Origin of the sequence: Pseudomonas sp. ZY71 (assembly GCF_036542145.1) — a bacterium.
Taxonomy (GTDB): Bacteria; Pseudomonadota; Gammaproteobacteria; order Pseudomonadales; family Pseudomonadaceae; genus Aquipseudomonas; species Aquipseudomonas koreensis_A.
This window is the reverse complement of record NZ_CP144274.1, coordinates 296656-313157: the sequence shown is the minus strand read 5'-3', so window position 1 is coordinate 313157 and position 16502 is coordinate 296656. Positions and strand designations below refer to the sequence as shown.

At 58.2% G+C, this 16502-nt stretch carries 18 protein-coding genes; 11 read left to right on the top strand and 7 right to left on the bottom strand.

Annotation, left to right across the window (positions count from 1 at the left end; genetic code table 11):
- Positions 1-28 precede the first annotated feature (28 nt).
- Both cysQ and nudE read right to left on the bottom strand, forming a co-directional pair.
- Positions 29-856, bottom strand: a complete 828-nt coding sequence (gene cysQ / locus VY732_RS01350; RefSeq protein WP_331695834.1) for a 3'(2'),5'-bisphosphate nucleotidase CysQ — start codon at positions 854-856, stop codon at positions 29-31.
- 11 nt (positions 857-867) lie between these two features.
- Complete coding sequence (gene nudE, locus VY732_RS01345) at positions 868-1434, bottom strand: ADP compounds hydrolase NudE (protein ID WP_077570256.1); 567 nt, start codon at positions 1432-1434, stop codon at positions 868-870.
- Positions 1435-1522: 88 nt separating this feature from the next.
- On the opposite strand from nudE, the gene yrfG reads away from it, so the two are divergent.
- The gene (gene yrfG, locus VY732_RS01340; RefSeq protein WP_331693542.1) at positions 1523-2185 is read left to right on the top strand and encodes a GMP/IMP nucleotidase; all 663 of its coding nucleotides are present in this window, start codon (positions 1523-1525) and stop codon (positions 2183-2185) included.
- A 107-nt stretch (positions 2186-2292) separates the two neighbouring features.
- Here the strand turns inward: yrfG and lysM are convergent, their stop codons facing one another.
- The gene (gene lysM, locus VY732_RS01335) at positions 2293-2733 is read right to left on the bottom strand and encodes a peptidoglycan-binding protein LysM (protein ID WP_016986405.1); all 441 of its coding nucleotides are present in this window, start codon (positions 2731-2733) and stop codon (positions 2293-2295) included.
- 136 nt (positions 2734-2869) lie between these two features.
- Here lysM and VY732_RS01330 point away from each other — a divergent pair, with 136 nt between their 5' ends.
- The 4 genes from VY732_RS01330 (at position 2870) to VY732_RS01315 (ending at position 7846) form a co-directional block, all read left to right on the top strand.
- Positions 2870-3757, top strand: coding sequence for a LysR family transcriptional regulator (locus VY732_RS01330; RefSeq protein WP_331693540.1), 888 nt, complete (start codon positions 2870-2872; stop codon positions 3755-3757).
- A 92-nt stretch (positions 3758-3849) separates the two neighbouring features.
- A complete protein-coding gene (gene fdhD, locus VY732_RS01325; protein WP_077570250.1) occupies positions 3850-4689 on the top strand; it encodes a formate dehydrogenase accessory sulfurtransferase FdhD in 840 nt (279 codons plus the stop codon).
- Positions 4686-7034 carry an FdhF/YdeP family oxidoreductase gene (locus VY732_RS01320; RefSeq protein ID WP_077570248.1) on the top strand — a complete coding sequence of 783 codons (2349 nt, stop codon included), beginning with the start codon at positions 4686-4688 and terminating at the stop codon, positions 7032-7034. The genes fdhD and VY732_RS01320 overlap by 4 nt, the downstream gene beginning before the upstream one ends.
- A 329-nt stretch (positions 7035-7363) precedes the next feature.
- Positions 7364-7846, top strand: coding sequence for a glycine zipper domain-containing protein (locus VY732_RS01315; protein WP_137218331.1), 483 nt, complete (start codon positions 7364-7366; stop codon positions 7844-7846).
- Positions 7847-7913: 67 nt separating this feature from the next.
- Here VY732_RS01315 and VY732_RS01310 read toward each other — a convergent pair whose 3' ends face one another.
- The 4 genes from VY732_RS01310 to VY732_RS01295 form a co-directional block, all read right to left on the bottom strand.
- Positions 7914-8339, bottom strand: coding sequence for an acyl-CoA thioesterase (locus VY732_RS01310; protein ID WP_093429993.1), 426 nt, complete (start codon positions 8337-8339; stop codon positions 7914-7916).
- A 219-nt stretch (positions 8340-8558) separates the two neighbouring features.
- Positions 8559-9785: a 3-hydroxyacyl-CoA dehydrogenase gene (locus VY732_RS01305; RefSeq protein WP_331693536.1), complete on the bottom strand. Its 1227-nt coding sequence runs from the start codon at positions 9783-9785 to the stop codon at positions 8559-8561.
- A gap of 128 nt (positions 9786-9913) precedes the next feature.
- Positions 9914-11848 carry a RecQ family ATP-dependent DNA helicase gene (locus VY732_RS01300; protein ID WP_331693533.1) on the bottom strand — a complete coding sequence of 645 codons (1935 nt, stop codon included), beginning with the start codon at positions 11846-11848 and terminating at the stop codon, positions 9914-9916.
- A 180-nt stretch (positions 11849-12028) separates the two neighbouring features.
- Complete coding sequence (locus tag VY732_RS01295; protein WP_116029305.1) at positions 12029-12532, bottom strand: polysaccharide deacetylase; 504 nt, start codon at positions 12530-12532, stop codon at positions 12029-12031.
- 303 nt (positions 12533-12835) lie between these two features.
- On the opposite strand from VY732_RS01295, the gene VY732_RS01290 reads away from it, so the two are divergent.
- The 6 genes from VY732_RS01290 (at position 12836) to VY732_RS01265 (ending at position 16490) form a co-directional block, all read left to right on the top strand.
- A complete protein-coding gene (locus VY732_RS01290; RefSeq protein WP_122599488.1) occupies positions 12836-13111 on the top strand; it encodes a hypothetical protein in 276 nt (91 codons plus the stop codon).
- A gap of 94 nt (positions 13112-13205) precedes the next feature.
- A complete protein-coding gene (locus VY732_RS01285) occupies positions 13206-14348 on the top strand; it encodes a hypothetical protein (protein ID WP_331693530.1) in 1143 nt (380 codons plus the stop codon).
- A 359-nt stretch (positions 14349-14707) separates the two neighbouring features.
- Positions 14708-15007, top strand: a complete 300-nt coding sequence (locus VY732_RS01280) for a hypothetical protein (RefSeq protein WP_331693528.1) — start codon at positions 14708-14710, stop codon at positions 15005-15007.
- A gap of 156 nt (positions 15008-15163) precedes the next feature.
- Positions 15164-15607 carry an antitoxin PaaA2 family protein gene (locus VY732_RS01275; protein WP_331693526.1) on the top strand — a complete coding sequence of 148 codons (444 nt, stop codon included), beginning with the start codon at positions 15164-15166 and terminating at the stop codon, positions 15605-15607.
- A complete protein-coding gene (locus tag VY732_RS01270) occupies positions 15607-15879 on the top strand; it encodes a type II toxin-antitoxin system RelE/ParE family toxin (protein WP_093429986.1) in 273 nt (90 codons plus the stop codon). Before VY732_RS01275 ends, VY732_RS01270 begins: the two co-directional genes overlap by 1 nt.
- Before the next feature lie 131 nt (positions 15880-16010).
- Positions 16011-16490 carry a helix-turn-helix domain-containing protein gene (locus VY732_RS01265; RefSeq protein WP_442968557.1) on the top strand — a complete coding sequence of 160 codons (480 nt, stop codon included), beginning with the start codon at positions 16011-16013 and terminating at the stop codon, positions 16488-16490.
- Positions 16491-16502 lie beyond the last annotated feature (12 nt).

The following is a 16502-nucleotide window of genomic DNA, read 5'->3' as shown; positions in this document are numbered from 1 at the left end:
GGGGTGAGGGGATGCCGGATCAGCCGACTTAACCGCGAGCCAACTCCAACAATCGCGAACGCCAGGCTGCCCTCGCCGGCAGCGCCAAAAAGAACTCATTGCGCAGCGATTCCCGCGCCGGATAACTGAACGCTTCCCCGCGCAGATCCAACACTTCACCGCCCGCACCTTCCAGCACACCCTGCGCCGCCGCCGTGTCCCATTGCGAAGTCGGCGCCAGTCGCGGATAGCAATCCGCCGCGCCTTCAGCCAGCAGGCAAAATTTCAGCGAGCTGCCAATATTCGCCAATTGCAACTCGCCCAGGCTCGCACTCAGCCCGGCCAGCAGACGCTCCTGCTCGGGACTCGAATGGCGACGGCTGGCGACCACGGTAAACGCCTCACCCGGCCCCGGCACATCGCGTACCTGAATCGCATCCGGCGTGCCGCCCTTGTCGCAGCGCCATGCGCCAAGCCCGGCACCGCCAACGTAGAAACGACCATTGGTCGGCATCGACACCACGCCAAACACCACTCGACCGTCTTCGATCAACGCGATGTTGACGGTGAACTCTTCACTGCCGCTGATGAATTCCTTGGTGCCATCCAGCGGATCGACCAACCACCAGCGCTGCCAGCCGGCGCGTACGCTCTGGGGAATGTTGGCGTCCTCTTCCGATAACACTGGAATGCTCGCATCCAGCGCCGTCAGACCGGCGACAATCAGGTGATGCGCGGCCAGATCCGCCGCCGTCACGGGCGAGTCATCGGACTTGGCCGTGACTTCAACGCCGGAGCGCCAGAACGGCAAAGTCACCTCGCCAGCCTGCAATGCCAGCTCAACGACCGGCGCCATCAACGGGTGGGGAAAATTCATCGACGCTTCACTCATGCTGGGAAGAATCCGCGCTGGGTCAGCAGATCGCGGGTCAAATACAGGGCGGCCAGGGCGCGACCTTCGGAAAATTGCGGATTGAGCGCCAGCGACGACAGTTCGCGCAGGTTCACTTTATCGACACGCATCGGCTCGGGCTCGTCGCCTTCCAGCCGCTCTTCGTACAAATCGGTAGCCAGAACGACCTGGATCTTCTGGCTCATGTAACCGGGCGACAGCGACAGCTCGGTCAGATGCTCCAGTTGTCGCGCGCCAAAACCAGCTTCTTCCTTGAGTTCGCGCTCGGCGGCTGCCAATACGTCTTCGCCCGGTTCGATCAAACCTTTAGGCAAGGACAGTTCGTACTCATCGGTACCGCCGCAGTATTCCTCGACCAGCACTGCGTGTTCAGCATCCAGCATCGCCACAATCATTACCGCGCCGTAGCCCGCACCTTTGCCGACCAGACGCTCGTAAGTGCGTTCCACGCCGTTGGAAAAGCGCAGCTTGAGTTCTTCGACGCAAAACAGACGACTGGTGGCGACGATCTCGCGGGCAAGTACGGTGGGTTTCTGGCGCATGCAAAGCTCCTTGGCGTGAACGCGCTACTATAACGCGGCTTTCCCGATTGTTTATGTCGGATATCTTTCTACCGCTCGAGACGTTGCCATGCCTTCATTACCGTGGTCCGACATCGATACCGTTCTGCTCGACATGGACGGCACGCTGCTGGATCTGCACTTCGACAATCACTTCTGGCTGGAACACCTGCCGCAGCGCTACGCCGAACTGCACGGGGTCAGCCGGGCCATGGCCGAGATGGAATTGCAGCCGATGTTCGAACGCCACGCCGGCCAGCTGCAGTGGTATTGCCTGGATTTCTGGAGTGCCGAGCTGAAGTTGTCGGTGCGGGAATTGAAGCTCGAAACCGCGCATCTGATTGCCTTGCGGCCGGATGCCGATACCTTTCTGGAAGCAATCAAACGTGCCGGTAAACGGGTGATCATGATCACCAATGCACACCGCGACTCACTGTCGCTGAAGCTTGAGCGGATTGAGCTGGCGCCGTATTTCGAACGGCTGATCAGCTCGCATGATTACGGGTTTCCCAAGGAGAACCCGCAGTTCTGGGATGCCTTGCAGGCGGATATCGGTTTTGATCCGGCGCGCAGTCTGTTTATCGACGATACCTTGCCGATTCTGCGCAGTGCGCGGGATTTTGGTGTGGCGCATTTGTTGGCGGTGAAAGAGCCGGACAGCCGCAAGGGGCCGAAGGACACGGCTGAGTTTGCGGCGGTTGAGGATTACCGGGATTTGATTGCAGGGCTTTGATTCCGAGTTGCCCCATTCGCAAGCAGGCTCGCTCCCACATTTGGAATGCGATCCAATGTGGGAGCGAGCCTGCTCCGGGCGGCGTTCCGACGAAAGCGTTTTATCGGTTACTCAGGAATACGCAGCGTCTGCCCCGGATAGATTTTGTTCACATCCTTGAGCATCGGTTTGTTGGCATCGAAAATTTTCTGATACTTGTTGGCATCCCCGTACACACGCAGAGAAATCGCGCTAAGGGTGTCACCCGACTTGACCACGACAAATTGTGCGGCAGTGACAACCGGCCCGCTCACGGTGATCTGATCATCCACGCTGCCAACCCCGGCAATATTGCCCACCGCCAGCAGAATCTTCTCTTTCTCTTCCTGACTCGCAACCTCACCGGTGACGGTCACTTTGTCGCCATCCACCGTCGCCTGAACATTCGGATTGCCCAGACCGACCTTGCTGATGTGTTCCTTCAACTGCTCACTGGCATTGGCGTTGCCCGGGGTCAGCAGATCGATCAGCTTCTCACCGGCTTCTTTCACAAAGCTCAAAAGACTCATAGCGCACACTCCTTGATTTGGGTTCCAGACGTCCAAGCCTAGACCACGACGGACAAACCCGGTTCCAAGCCGACCAATGACCCTGCCACCGCGCAAGCGGTAGAATCGCCCACCCCCGCCAGCGCCTGGAGCGAAGATGGACATCAAGCAGCTGAAATTCCTCATCGCCCTCGACGAAACCCGCCACTTCGGCCAGGCCGCCGCGCGTTGTCATATCACCCAGCCTACCCTGTCGATGCGCCTGCGCAGCCTTGAAGAAGAGCTCGACCTGCCACTGGTCAACCGGGGCCAGCGTTTCGAAGGCTTCACCGCGCCGGGCGAGCGGGTGCTGGCGTGGGCACGTTCGGTGATGGCGGCCTATGACGGCTTGCACGCCGAAGCGGCAGCGTGTCGCGGCAATCTGATCGGCACGCTGCGGCTGGGCGTGGTGCCGCTGTCGAGTTTCGATCCGCTGCCGTTGATGCAACGCCTGCACAGCGCCCACCCGAATTTGCGTTTTGAAATGTCGGCGCTGAGTTCCGAGCAAATTCTTGAGCATTTGGCGAACAACCGCATCGATCTCGGCGTGTCTTATCTTGATCGACTGGATAACGAGCGCTTCGAATCCCTGGCCTTCAGTGAAACGCGCATGGGCCTGCTGTACGACCAGCGCACCTTTACCTTCGGTGAAGCCCCGCTGAGCTGGGAATCACTGATCGAATTGCCGCTGGGCATGCTCACCAGCGGCATGCACTTTCGCCAGTCCATCGACCACAACTTCCACAGCCGTGGCCTGACCCCGCAACCCTTGCTGCAAACCGACGCCGTGCATCAATTGTTACAAGCCGTGCACGGTGGGTTCTGCTGCGCGATCATGCCGCTCGACGGTGGTCTGGAAAAACTCACCGACCACCTGCGCCTGCAACCCATCGAAAACGCCCAGACCCTCGCCCCGCTGGGCCTGATCATGCGTCGCGGAGCGCCACGCTCGGCGCTGGCGGAGGCCTGTTTCGCGCTGTATCGAGAATCACCAACAGCCTCTTGATCGACGGCATCTATCGATAGATCGACACTAGCGATTAGACGCGACAACTTGCCGCGCCTAGTCTTAACGTTGATCAAACCGTCGGTGATGCCATGAACGCCAAGCGCCCAGCCTGCGCGGCGCCTGCAATTGAAACGCCCGCGCCTGCCGCCAGCCAGACCTACAGTTACAGCGATTTGCCCCGCGAGGAATCGGCCAGCACTGCGCTCGCCGAGGAAGTCGCGTTGGCGATCGCCTACAACGGCATCAGTCAGGCGGTGATGCTGGTGACACCGACCGACCTTGAAGACTTCATCGTCGGCTTCAGCCTCGGCAGCGGCATCATCGAGGACGCGACCGACATCTATGACTTGCAACTGACCGGCGCTGGATCTGCGCAATACGCGCAAGTGACCATCGCCAACCGTGCGTTCTGGAACCTCAAGCAACAGCGTCGGCAAATGGCTGGCACCAGCGGTTGCGGGTTGTGCGGTGTGGAAGCGGTGGAGCAAGCGCTGCCAGATCTCAAAGTCCTGGCCGGCGCAGCGTTACCACCGATCGAATGGCTCGACGGTTTGCGCCAGCGCATCGGCGCGTTTCAGCCTTTGGGTCAGCATTGCGGCGCCGTGCACGCGGCCGTGTTCATGAATGCCAGCGGCGAATTGCTGCTCGGCCGCGAAGACATCGGCCGGCACAACGCCCTCGACAAGCTGATCGGCGGACTGATCCGGCAAAAGATATCCACAGAAGGCGGCCTGGCGATTGTCACCAGCCGTTGCAGCCTCGAATTGATCCAGAAAGTCTTGCGCGCCGGCATCCAGACTTTAGTCAGCCTGTCCGCGCCCACGGGCCTTGCCGTGCAATGGGCCCGTCGACACAACCTCAATCTCATCCACCTGCCGCAGAAAAGTGCGCCGCGGGTGTATAGCCCCGCGATGGAGAATCAAGCGTGAGCCAACATCATCAAGCCGACCAGAAACCTGTCCCGCGCTACAAGCCTTACAAAGGCGCTGCCGGCGGCTGGGGTGCCCTGATCAGTGTGGCCCAGGCCTGGTTGACCAGCGACAACGCCCTGAAAAACCTGCGCATGATGCTCAAGACCAACCAGAACGGCGGCTTCGACTGCCCCGGTTGCGCGTGGGGCGATTCGCCGGAAAGCGGCATGGTCAAGTTCTGCGAGAACGGCGCGAAAGCGGTGAACTGGGAAGCCACCAAGCGCCGCGTCGATGCCAAGTTCTTCGCCAAACACAGCGTCACTTCGTTGCTGGAGCAGAGCGATTACTGGCTGGAATATCAGGGTCGTCTGACCGAGCCGATGGTCTACGACGCCGAAACCGATCGCTACAAACCGATCAGTTGGGACGACGCCTACACGCTGATCGCCAAGCACCTGCAAAGCCTGCCGAGCCCGGATCTGGCCGAGTTCTACACCTCGGGTCGCGCCAGCAACGAGGCGGCGTACCTGTATCAACTGTTCGTGCGCGCTTACGGCACCAACAACTTCCCTGACTGCTCGAACATGTGCCACGAGGCCAGCGGTGTGGCGTTGGCGCAAAGCGTTGGCGTCGGTAAAGGCACCGTGACCTTCGACGATTTCGAACACGCCGACGCGATTTTCGTCTGGGGCCAGAACCCGGGTACCAACCACCCACGCATGCTCGAACCCCTGCGTGAAGCGGTGAAGCGCGGTGCACAAGTGGTGTGCATCAACCCGTTGAAGGAACGCGGTCTGGAACGTTTCCAGCATCCGCAACACCCGATCGAAATGCTCACCAACGGTGACAAGCCGACCAACACCGCCTATTTCCGCCCGGCCCTCGGTGGCGACATGGCGCTGCTGCGCGGCATGGCCAAGTTCCTTCTGCAATGGGAGCGCGATGCGCAGAAGGCTGGCGAACCTGCCGTGTTCGATCACGACTTCCTCAATGCCCACAGCGCCAACGTGCTGGAGTATCTCGGCGTGGTCGATGACACACCGTGGGAACAGATCGTCGAGCAATCCGGCCTGACTCTTGTCGAGATCGAGCAAGCCGCGCGCATGTACGCCAAAGGCAAGAACGTGATCATGTGCTGGGCGATGGGCATCACCCAGCATCGCCACTCGGTGCCGACCATCCAGGAAATCGCCAACCTGATGCTGCTGCGCGGCAACATCGGCAAACCGGGCGCAGGCCTGTGCCCGGTGCGCGGCCACAGTAACGTGCAGGGCGACCGCACGATGGGCATCAACGAGCGTCCGCCGGTGGCGTTCCTTGATTCGCTGGAACGACGCTTCCAGTTCAAGGTGCCGCGCCACAACGGCCACAACGTGGTCGAGGCGATCCATGCGATGGCCGAAGGTCGCGCCAAAGTCTTCATCGGTCTGGGCGGCAACTTCGCCCAAGCCACGCCGGATAGCCCGCGTACCTTCGCCGCGCTAAGCAATTGCGACCTGACCGTGCAGATCAGCACCAAACTCAACCGCAGCCACCTCGCTCACGGTAAAGACGCGCTGATCCTGCCGTGCCTCGGTCGTACCGACATCGACATCCAGACCGAAGGCCCGCAAGCGGTCACCGTGGAAGATTCGTTCAGCATGGTTCACGCCTCCAACGGTCAGTTGCAGCCGCTGTCGAACCAGATGCGCTCCGAGCCGTCGATCATCGCCGGTATCGCTGCCGCCACGCTGGGCAGCAAACCGGTGGACTGGAACTGGCTGGTGGCCGATTACGGGCGCATCCGCGAACTGATCGCCGACACCATTCCCAACTTCAAAGAGTTCAACGAGAAGATCAAGAACCCGGGCGGTTTCTACCTCGGTAACAGCGCTGGCGCGCGCAAGTGGAACACGCCATCGGGCCGGGCCAATTTCCGCGCGAACATGCTGCCGAAAGATCTTGTGCACGAGCGCACCCGCGCGACCGGACAACTGCCGGACCTGATCCTGCAATCGATGCGCTCCCACGATCAGTACAACACGACGATTTATGGTCTCGACGACCGTTATCGCGGGGTCAAGGGCCAGCGTGATGTGCTGTTCGCCAATGAGGCGGACATCATTCGTCTGGGCTTCCGTCCGGGGCAGAAGGCTGACATTGTTTCGCTGTGGGATGATGGCCGCGAGCGTCGGGTAAAGGGCTTCACGCTGCTGGCATTTGATATTCCGGCGGGACAAGCGGCAGCTTATTACCCGGAAGTGAATCCGCTGGTGCCGCTGGAAAGCACCGGGGATGGCAGCCATACACCGACGTCGAAGTTCATTGCGATTCGGCTGGAAGCGGCGAGTGAGACTGGGTTGATCATGGCCAAGTCCGCGTAACGCGATGTCAGAACCGGCCTCTTCGCGAGCAAGCTCGCTCCCCCACATTGGAATGCATTTCAAATGTGGGAGCGAGCCTGCTCGCGAAGGCGTTGGTTCAGACAATACCTTTCTAAGCTCAAACGCTTTCAACCGCCCACAAAAAAGGCCGCTTTTTCACAAAAGCGGCCTGTCCGAAGTAGCTAAAGACCGGCGAAAATCGGTTAAGTTCCGCTGATAAAACAGCAACTTGCAAAATTGTATACAAGTCGTGTTATTCGTCGGATTTCGATTGTCACGCTTGTTACACAGCCTCAGGATCGGCGCCGTCATCCCTTTGAGGCTCATCTATGAAGTTCTCCTCGATTCTCTTGTTGTCCCTTGGCCTGGTCAGTGGTTTGGCGTCTGCAGGCGGCACCACCGAAGCAGGTGTGGGCGGCGCATTGGGCGGGGTTCTTGGCTCGGTCGTCGGTCAGTCTTTAGGCGGCAATACAGGTTCCACCATCGGCGCAGCCCTGGGCGGCGCGGGTGGTAGTGCGGTCGGCGCCGACAAGCGCAGCCGTGGCGAAGCCGCCATCGGTGGTGCGTTGGGCGCGGCCGGCGGTAACGTGGTTGGCCGCAGCATGGGCGGCACCACCGGCAGCCTGATCGGCTCCGCAGCAGGTGGCGGCGCCGGTGGCGCGCTGGGCAACTACATGGGTAACAAAAGCGATGACGACGATCGTCATTACGACCGCGGTCGTGACCGTGACCGTGGTTATTACCGCGACCGTCACCCGGGCCGCGGCCACGCTTATGGCCACCGCAAACATCACAAGTATTATCGCGACTGAGGCCTCAAACACCTCGCTGGCCGGTAAAGCAAAATCGCAGCCCAAGGGCTGCGATTTTTTTTGCCATTTACACCACCAGGTATTCCAAGGCCTGCCGCAGTTCGGCAGGAATCGGCACCGGCTGATTACTCGCCCGATCGACGAATACGTGCACGAAGCGCCCGGCCGCACACGCCTCGCTTTCACCGACCTTGAACACCGCCAATTCGTACTGCACCGAGCTGTTGCCCAACTTGCCGACCCGCAGACCGATCTCGATCAGATCCGGAAAGGCGATCGAGGCAAAGTAATCACACGCCGAACTGACCACAAACCCCACCACCTCACCGTCATGGATATCCAGACCACCGACCTGAATCAGGTAGGTGTTCACCGCCGTGTCGAAGAAGCTGTAGTAGGTGACATTGTTGACGTGACCGTAGGCGTCGTTGTCGTGCCAGCGTGTGGTGATGGGCTGGAAGTGGGGGTAGTCGGTGCGCTGAGGGGTGGACATGGTTGGGCTGATTCTCTTGTGTTTTCAGTGAGGCCGCTTGCCCTCACCCTAGCCCTCTCCCGGAGGTAGAGGGGACTGACCGAGGTGTTCTCTCGAAATACACCGACCTGATCCTTCGAGTCGAACTCAGATGCTGAAACCCAAGCAGATCGGCTCCCTTCCCCCTCTCCCCCCTGGGGGAGAGGGCTGGGGTGAGGGGGAACGATTTTGGCCGCGACATTACACTTGAGCAAACCCCTTATCCTGCGCCACCAACTCACCAATCAACCGCGCCGGCTTCCACTGATCACCCTGTCGCGTCTCCAGCGCCAGCAAGCGTTGATGAATATCCGCCAGCCCTTGCTGATCCGCCCAGGCCATCGGCCCGCCCTTGTCCGCCGGGAAGCCGTAGCCGTTCAGATACACCAGATCGATGTCGTGCGCCGACTCGGCAATGCCTTCCTGCAAAATCTTCGCGCCTTCATTGACCAACGCCAGCAAACTGCGCTCCAGAATCTCTTCCGGACCGATCTCGCGGCGCTGGAAGCCCAGCCCTTCGCTGACCTGCAGGACCAGCGCATCAACCTCAGGATCGTGCTCAGCCTGACGACTGCCCGGCTCGTAATGGTAATAGCCATTGCCGGACTTCTGCCCGAACCGGCCCAGCTCGCACAAGCGGTTGTCCACCTGCACCTCTGGCGCATCCTGGCCCTTGCCGGCCAATTCGCGTGCACGCCATTCCAGATCGATGCCGACCACGTCGTACATGCGAAACGGCCCCATGGCAAAACCAAAACCTTGCAGCGCCGCGTCGACCTGCTGTGGATAAGCACCCTCAAGCAACATCTTGCGCGCCTCCAGCACATACGGATGCAACATGCGATTGCCGATAAATCCGTGGCAATTGCCCGACACCACACTGACCTTGCCCATGCGTTTGCCCAGCGCCAGTGCGGCCTCCAGCACCGCCGCGGAAGTCTGCGCGCCGCGCACGATTTCCAACAGTTTCATGATGTGCGCCGGGCTGAAGAAATGCAGTCCCAGCACTTGCTCCGGACGCCTTGTCGCGGCAGCAATCGCATCGATGTCCAGCGCCGAGGTATTACTCGCCAACAATGCCTCTGGCTTGAGCAAGCCATCCAGCTCACGAAAGATCTTCTGCTTCAGCTCAAGATTTTCGTACACCGCTTCGATTACCAGATCGACATTGCGAATTGCCGCGTAATCCGCCGCCGCACTGACCCGCGCCAGACGCGCATCCGCCTCGGCCTGATCAATCCGGCCCTGCCGCACGTTGTGTGCATATGTCTCGGCCACGGTGGCGAGTGCCTGTTCAAGCATCTGTGGATTGTTATCCACCCACTGCACGCTCACGCCGGCATTGGCCAGGCACATGACAATGCCCCGCCCCATGGTGCCCGCGCCGATCACCGCAGCCTGCTGAATATCGAAGGATGTCTGGCTCATGTTGTTCTCTTGTTGGCGATCCAAAGACAGACCTCAACCATAGTCAGCCAACGACGGTTTTTGAAGTTTATTACCGTGATGATCGACATTCAGCGGATGGATAAAGCCCTGCTTTTGTGGGCTCTTGCTCAACCGAGCAAATGATCATCAGCCCAGCTGCGGACTTCGGCGTAGGGATATTCCTCCAACGCAGCAAACCCGGGAATAGCGCGCGCCTTGAGCTTGGTGAACAACGGCACGCTGATCCCGCACAGGAACCGCGTCACCCGCTCCGCCGACGGAATCACCCCGGTGTGCTGCTCATGCCTGTGGATAAAATCACCACACAGCGCCGCGAAGTTTTTATCCACAAGCGCTGGCAACTCCGGTGGTGCCGGCAACCGTGCAACCTGGCCATGACACACCGAGCAATGCCCGCATTGCTCAGGCGCATTGTGATCACCGAAATACTCGGCCAAGCGATAGCCCAGGCAACGCTCGCTGGCGAAGACTTCAAGCATCGCGTGGATGCGCGCCACTTCGGCCTGCTCGTGCCGGGTGAAATAGTCATGCAGCTCAGCGCTCAGGGCATCGCTGTCAAAGTCGCTATTCAGAAGGCTGTAGACCTCGGTCATCTGCTTGCTTTCCAGTTCGACCCAGCCCTTTTCCTGAAAGTAATCCAGCGCCTTCACCACTCGATTGCGCTCGGCGGAATACTGCGAGTACATCGCCTCGAAATTCACCGTGGCCCAAGTGCGCGCACGAGGCGAGGTCTGAATGATCGCGCCGACAAAATCCCTGCGCTCACCTTCGAAGCGCTCGAGCAGCACTTCGGGTTCCAGCAGGTATTTGAAACGGTATTCGGCGTAATAGGCGTAGCGCGGCGCGATCAAGCCGCGCAGTTCCAGTTGTACCAGCAAGGTCTTCAGCGGCAATGCGCGAATATTGCTCTGATCCGCCAGCGGCCCGAGCAGAAACTCCCACTGCCCTTCCGGCACCGAGGCCTTCAGTTCGTCGAGTACATAGCGAATGCCATCACGCTCCGGCGTATCGCCATAGACGAAGTTTTCCAGCACATTGAGGCTGTCGCGATTGGCCAATACCAGGCAGTCCGACGGCTGCCCGTCACGGCCGGCGCGGCCGATTTCCTGACTGTAGTTTTCGATGGATTTGGGCAGATCGAAGTGCACGACATTGCGGATGTCACTCTTGTCGATGCCCATGCCGAACGCGATGGTCGCAACGATGCAATTGGACTGCCCGACCATAAAGCGTTTCTGGATCGCTTCGCGTTTGTCGTGGGCTAAACCGGCGTGATACGCCTCGGCCTGAATGCCGTTGCGCTCAAGGTGTTCAGCGATGTGCTCAGCAGTTTTCTGCAAGGTCACGTAGACGATACTCGGCTGCCCCGCACGCTCGGTCATCCACTCGACCAGACGCCGGCGCTTGTCTTGGCCACGTACCGGTTCCACCAGCAGATTGAGATTGGGCCGGTAGAAACCGGTGGTCACCACATCGTCAGCGGCGATAGCGAACTTGGCCTGCATGTCAGCGATGACTTTCGGCGTTGCCGTCGCCGTCAGCAGCAAGGTCTGCGGGATGTTGAACTGGCGTTGGTAGTCCGGCAGCTTGAGGTAATCGGGGCGGAAATTGTGGCCCCACTCCGAGATGCAATGCGCCTCGTCCACCACCAGCAGCGAGATCGGCACCTGCTGCAGAAAGTTGCGGAAACGCTCGTTCTTCAAGCGCTCCACCGAGATCATCAAAATCTTCAATTCACCCGAACGGGCGCGGGCCATCACGTCATTGGCGGCATCGCGGCTCTGCGCCGAATCGATGCTGCCAGCCGAAATACCGTGTCGCTGCAAGAAGGCCAACTGATCCTGCATCAGCGCCAGCAACGGCGAGACTACCAACGTCAGGTGCGGCAGCATCAGCGCCGGCAATTGATAGCAAATCGACTTGCCGGAACCGGTGGGAAAAATCGCCGCCGCCGAACGCCCGGCCAGCACCGCACTGATCGCGGCTTCTTGCCCGGGTCGAAACTGTGGAAAACCAAAAACCTGTTCCAGGGTGTTGTGCATTCGCTGTCACTCCGTTGACTGCTGCCATGCCAACAGCCTAGCGGGCGATCGCAGCGAGTCGAGAAAAGGTCGGGGCCAAATCGATTCGGAATGATACAGCGATTACTTGAACACCACGGTCCCTGTGGGAGCGAGCCTGCTCGCGAAGAGGCCACTCAGAACAATACAAAATCCTGAAGTTCAGGGGCGCAACACCGCCACCCGCAACTGCTCATTCAGCATCTGCTCATGCACGCCCTGACTCTTGCTCGCCCACAACGCATGGGCCGGGCTGATGTCGCCGGTGAATGCCGCCGCCAACTGACGCAGATCAGCGACGCTGCGCACACGCGGACAGAACAGTTGCTCATCACAGTTCTGACTGGCGTTGCGATAGGTGCTCAGCAATCCCTCCCAGAGGCCGTCGCGCACGTGGCGAATCGACTTCAACTGCACGTGGGGCACACCGAGTCGCTGCTCAAGCCCCTCTTCATCCAGCGCTTCGCTGGCCAACAGCGCTTTGGCGAACATCAACACTTCACCGCGCGACGCCGTGTCCACGCTCGCCTGGCTGATGAGTGCCTCCGGCCAATCGGTGCGATCGAGGCGATCCAGCACCCACGCATTGCCAACGTCCGAGGCCATGGCCAAACGGCAAGTGCCCAGCCCGAGCAATAAAATTGCGGCCATTCGTAGCCAGTGCATACCTAATTCCCTTTAAGCGCGTGTCAGACGTTTGGAAACGCCCTACAGATTCTGGCGCGCACGATACAGCGGTTTACCGCGAATCGCCTGACAATCACGTAGGAATTATTACGCCTAAGGGTTTTGGCCTGAAAAAGCTGCGAAAACACGTAGGGCATTTCCTCAAAACACGGAAAAACCCCTACGAATACTGTCCATTGCGGCTGTCTTGTCCCACAGAGAAACGCCCTTCTATAGTGGCCGGCGCAGCTGCAAACCCGCTGCCGGCCCGCCACAGCGCCTTCGAACAGGACACGCCTCACCATGATCAACCGCTATCGCCCACTCAAGACCTGCTACAGCGAAAACCCGGTACTGCTTATCGACAGCCACTCCAGCCAGACCGACCTGATCAATGCCGCCGATCAGCGTTTACGCGCGGCCGGTGATTTGCTGGAAACGCTCTACTGCTTATGTTTCAAACAGGCTGACGTGAAGGATATTCCCAACATCGTCAACGCCCTTTATTTACTGGTACAGGACAGTTGCGACTTGCTTGAAGTTGCCAAACAAAAACCACCACAAACAACATATAACTAAAATTTGCTACAAACTCGGAAACACCAGAACTCTTTATTTATATATGAAACTCACACTAACTTGTTTGCTCTTACAACTAAACGAGAGCAACACCATGACAGTTTTAACCATATTTTTTTGCGGTACGGGTTCCAACAAGTTCGATACCGCCCATGAAAACTTCTGGGACGGCGAACTGGTTTCCACGCTGGCTTCCAATCATACCGGCCGCGAGTTCGCCGAATGGATCGTCGTCGACGGACCCGGCAGCGGTAACCTGCAAGCTGACGACCTGTTCACCAAGACCAAGGAGTACGGTCTGTCCGGCACACTGTTCGGCAAAGGCTGGGAAGAAAACGTGGCGCATGCCGTCAATGTCATCAAGGGCAAATGCGATTGGCAGCGCGAGCAACTGACCGAGACTGAATACAACCGCCTCAAAGCCGCTGGCATTCCTATTGAAGACGTAAAAGTCGAGGGTTCGTGGTTCTGGCGCAAATATAACTACGGTGATCGCAGCGTGACCCAACAGAAATTACAGGAGCAGATCATCAAGACATTTCGCAAGGATGGCGTTATTCCCACTCAGGTCAATCTGGTGGGCTGGAGCCGAGGGGGTGTAAGTTGCCATATGCTGGCCAATGCGATGCTCAATGATCGCGAACTGAATAATATCCCGGTGAATATATTTGCCCTTGATCCGGTACCAGGAATCGGCAACTTCCAGGATGCGCGCGTCAAACTTGGCGCCAACGTCAAAGAATATGTCGCCTTCTATGCCCGCGATGAACGCTCCAAAGGTTTCAGTTGTGTCATTCCGCAAACCGCCACCGGCACTAAAACCTGCGTCTACCCGATGGCCGGCCGCCACGCGACCATGGCCGGCAACGCCACAGCTGACGGTGGCGTACCCACCAACAGCGGCGACCTGAAAGCGCTGGTCGAACCTGGCCGCATCGTCCGCCACCTCGCCGAAACCTGCCTCAAGCGCTGGGGCGTACAACTGAACAAAACCCTGAATCTGAGCGAAACAGATCTGCTGCGCCTGACGGGCGCCATCGTCGCCGACGAAGCGCGCTACAAGCGGATGCACAGCATTTCCTACACCTACTTCACCGAACTGGATAAAGGTGAGCGCTATGTTTCGTTGGGCAGCAAAGGCTTGCCGTTCTCGGCGGTAAAGGGTTCGATCTACGCGCCGGCAACGGGGCTGACGACGAGCCTGTTAAACGTTGCGGAGTATCGGATTATTGGTTGATGGCGCTGGGGGTGTGAGCGGACGAAAAAACCTACAGCAATAGCCTATCCGCTATTCGTCCCGTTCCTACAAGCTCAGACTCCCTTGCCGCCTATCGCAGCTTGGTAAGTCAAATCTATAGTCGTGACTGTCGCTGCCAAATCAGCGACTCAGGCTTGGTCACCTGATGGAACACACAAACACGTCCGTTGTATGCTGCCGACACTTCAAATGTCTGCATGCTTCATGGTGACTGTGTTCGGGACGCTTTCGAGCGTGCCGGATTGTGTGTTCCTCCGGTTGACCAACCTGAACACAGTTCGCCTCCCATCGCTTGGTCACGGTGGGGATGACACTTCACGACATCTGGAATACACATTATGAAAGCATGGAACCCGCTTACCCCTGATCGCTACCGCCCACTCGAATCCAACCTCACCGATACCAAGCCTCTACTCATCGACACAGCCGCCAATCCACAAGACATCCTCGAATGCGCCGTCCAGCGCCTGCGCGCCTCCGCCGATCTGCTACGCACCCTCTACTGCCTCAGCTTCAAACAAGCCGACGTCGAAGACATCCCCCACATCACCCACGCCCTCTATCTGCTGACGCAGGATGGCTGTGACCTGCTGCAGGTTGCGCAGCAGCGAATGCTCAATTGGAAGGATCCAGCCTGAAAACAATCTCAGGCAGGTGTGTTTCCGACGAGAATCGCCTGCCTCACCAACGAACGTAATTTTGGACACTCGGTGTCTACTGCCAGGAGTTGAATTTTGCAAACTACTATTGATTGCGTACGATGGACGCCACTGTTCAGCCAAGAGTTTGCCTCCATGACCACTGAAACCATTGATCACAGCACTCTCAGTCGCCTGATTGAAAACGGCTCTGTAAGAAGCACAAGTATCGTCGCCAAGTCTGGTGGCTGGGCGATCCAAATTCAGCATGGCAATGAAGAATATCTGCTAACAGCGCAACGGAGTGGCCAGGTGCGCCTGTTCAAAAGGCTTGAAACACTGGTGACCTATTTGAGAGGACTGGGTATCAACCAGTTCGATGTTGACGCTTCCAGCTATGACCCATCGCAAATGAAAACATACGCTCGTCCTGATCGCGCCGAAGCAATGAAACAAGCGCATGAGGCAGCCGCATATGACGAATGGTTCAAACGACAGGTACAGATCAGTATTGACGATCCAAGACCTAGTATTAGCGATGAAGAAACCCGCCGAATATTTGCCGCCAAGCGTGATGCCCTGCGTAAACGAGTGCGCTAATGAAGTTGATTTGGCGTCCGGAGACGCATATTGACCGAGAGCGGATTATGGATCGTATTAGTCAGGACAACCCTGAAGCAGCGGCTGACCTCGATGAAATATTTGAATCAAAAGGGGAGCTCGCCCGACAGCGTCCAACCCTGTACAAAAAGGGCAGAGTTGAAGGAACACGGGAAATCGTCGCAACCCCCAGTTACGTCATCGTTTACACGATCAAAGACGAATGTGTGGAAGTATTGAGAGTGATGCATGCCAGGCAAAAATGGCCGTGATTACGTCAGACAGTTGAGTGATGGGGCGCTCAGAAGGTTGAATGACCCAAGGGTAAACGTAACTCCTTGCCCCCCGGTCAACTGTAATTATTCCGTTGTTATCACCCCAAAAGCGAAGGAATTTTAGCTTTATGGCCAGGAGAACCTCGCCGCTACTTCCGAAGGTTGCACGACTCTTGAACGATCTTGGTGAGCGCCTGAAACTGGCCCGTCTTAGACGCAGACTCACTGCAAAACTAGTCGCTGAAAGGGCTGGAATGTCAGTCATGACATTACGCTCACTGGAAGCAGGTAGTGCAGGCGTCACAATGGGAGCGTACTTGTCAGTGATGCACGTACTAGGTCTCGAGCAAGATCTGAATCTTCTGGGTTCCACGGATGAACTCGGTTACCGACTGCAGGACTCAAGGCTTCTTTCCTCCAAGACTTCACTCGGCAAAAAATCAGCGAGTGAACCGAGTCTCGATATTCCAAAGCCAAGAAAACTACCGACTTCACACACGAGCGTTATCGAAGCCGCATATGTGAGTGAAGACAAACTCAAGAACTTCCCAATGAATACTCACTCGCTGTCTGAATTGCTGACGCGAAAGCCCTCGCAGGGCACATAGCAAGAAAAACGC

Coding starts and splice junctions, on each gene's coding strand:
- yrfG (WP_331693542.1), top strand. CDS start 1,523: ATGCCTTCATTACCGTGGTCCGACATCGATACCGTTCTGCTCGACATG.
- VY732_RS01270 (WP_093429986.1), top strand. CDS start 15,607: ATGAAGTTGATTTGGCGTCCGGAGACGCATATTGACCGAGAGCGGATT.
- lysM (WP_016986405.1), bottom strand. CDS start 2,733: ATGAGTCTTTTGAGCTTTGTGAAAGAAGCCGGTGAGAAGCTGATCGAT.
- VY732_RS01285 (WP_331693530.1), top strand. CDS start 13,206: ATGACAGTTTTAACCATATTTTTTTGCGGTACGGGTTCCAACAAGTTC.
- VY732_RS01330 (WP_331693540.1), top strand. CDS start 2,870: ATGGACATCAAGCAGCTGAAATTCCTCATCGCCCTCGACGAAACCCGC.
- VY732_RS01295 (WP_116029305.1), bottom strand. CDS start 12,532: ATGCACTGGCTACGAATGGCCGCAATTTTATTGCTCGGGCTGGGCACT.
- fdhD (WP_077570250.1), top strand. CDS start 3,850: ATGAACGCCAAGCGCCCAGCCTGCGCGGCGCCTGCAATTGAAACGCCC.
- VY732_RS01280 (WP_331693528.1), top strand. CDS start 14,708: ATGAAAGCATGGAACCCGCTTACCCCTGATCGCTACCGCCCACTCGAA.
- VY732_RS01265 (WP_442968557.1), top strand. CDS start 16,011: ATGGCCAGGAGAACCTCGCCGCTACTTCCGAAGGTTGCACGACTCTTG.
- VY732_RS01315 (WP_137218331.1), top strand. CDS start 7,364: ATGAAGTTCTCCTCGATTCTCTTGTTGTCCCTTGGCCTGGTCAGTGGT.
- VY732_RS01300 (WP_331693533.1), bottom strand. CDS start 11,848: ATGCACAACACCCTGGAACAGGTTTTTGGTTTTCCACAGTTTCGACCC.
- VY732_RS01310 (WP_093429993.1), bottom strand. CDS start 8,339: ATGTCCACCCCTCAGCGCACCGACTACCCCCACTTCCAGCCCATCACC.
- nudE (WP_077570256.1), bottom strand. CDS start 1,434: ATGCGCCAGAAACCCACCGTACTTGCCCGCGAGATCGTCGCCACCAGT.
- cysQ (WP_331695834.1), bottom strand. CDS start 856: ATGAATTTTCCCCACCCGTTGATGGCGCCGGTCGTTGAGCTGGCATTG.
- VY732_RS01305 (WP_331693536.1), bottom strand. CDS start 9,785: ATGAGCCAGACATCCTTCGATATTCAGCAGGCTGCGGTGATCGGCGCG.
- VY732_RS01275 (WP_331693526.1), top strand. CDS start 15,164: ATGACCACTGAAACCATTGATCACAGCACTCTCAGTCGCCTGATTGAA.
- VY732_RS01290 (WP_122599488.1), top strand. CDS start 12,836: ATGATCAACCGCTATCGCCCACTCAAGACCTGCTACAGCGAAAACCCG.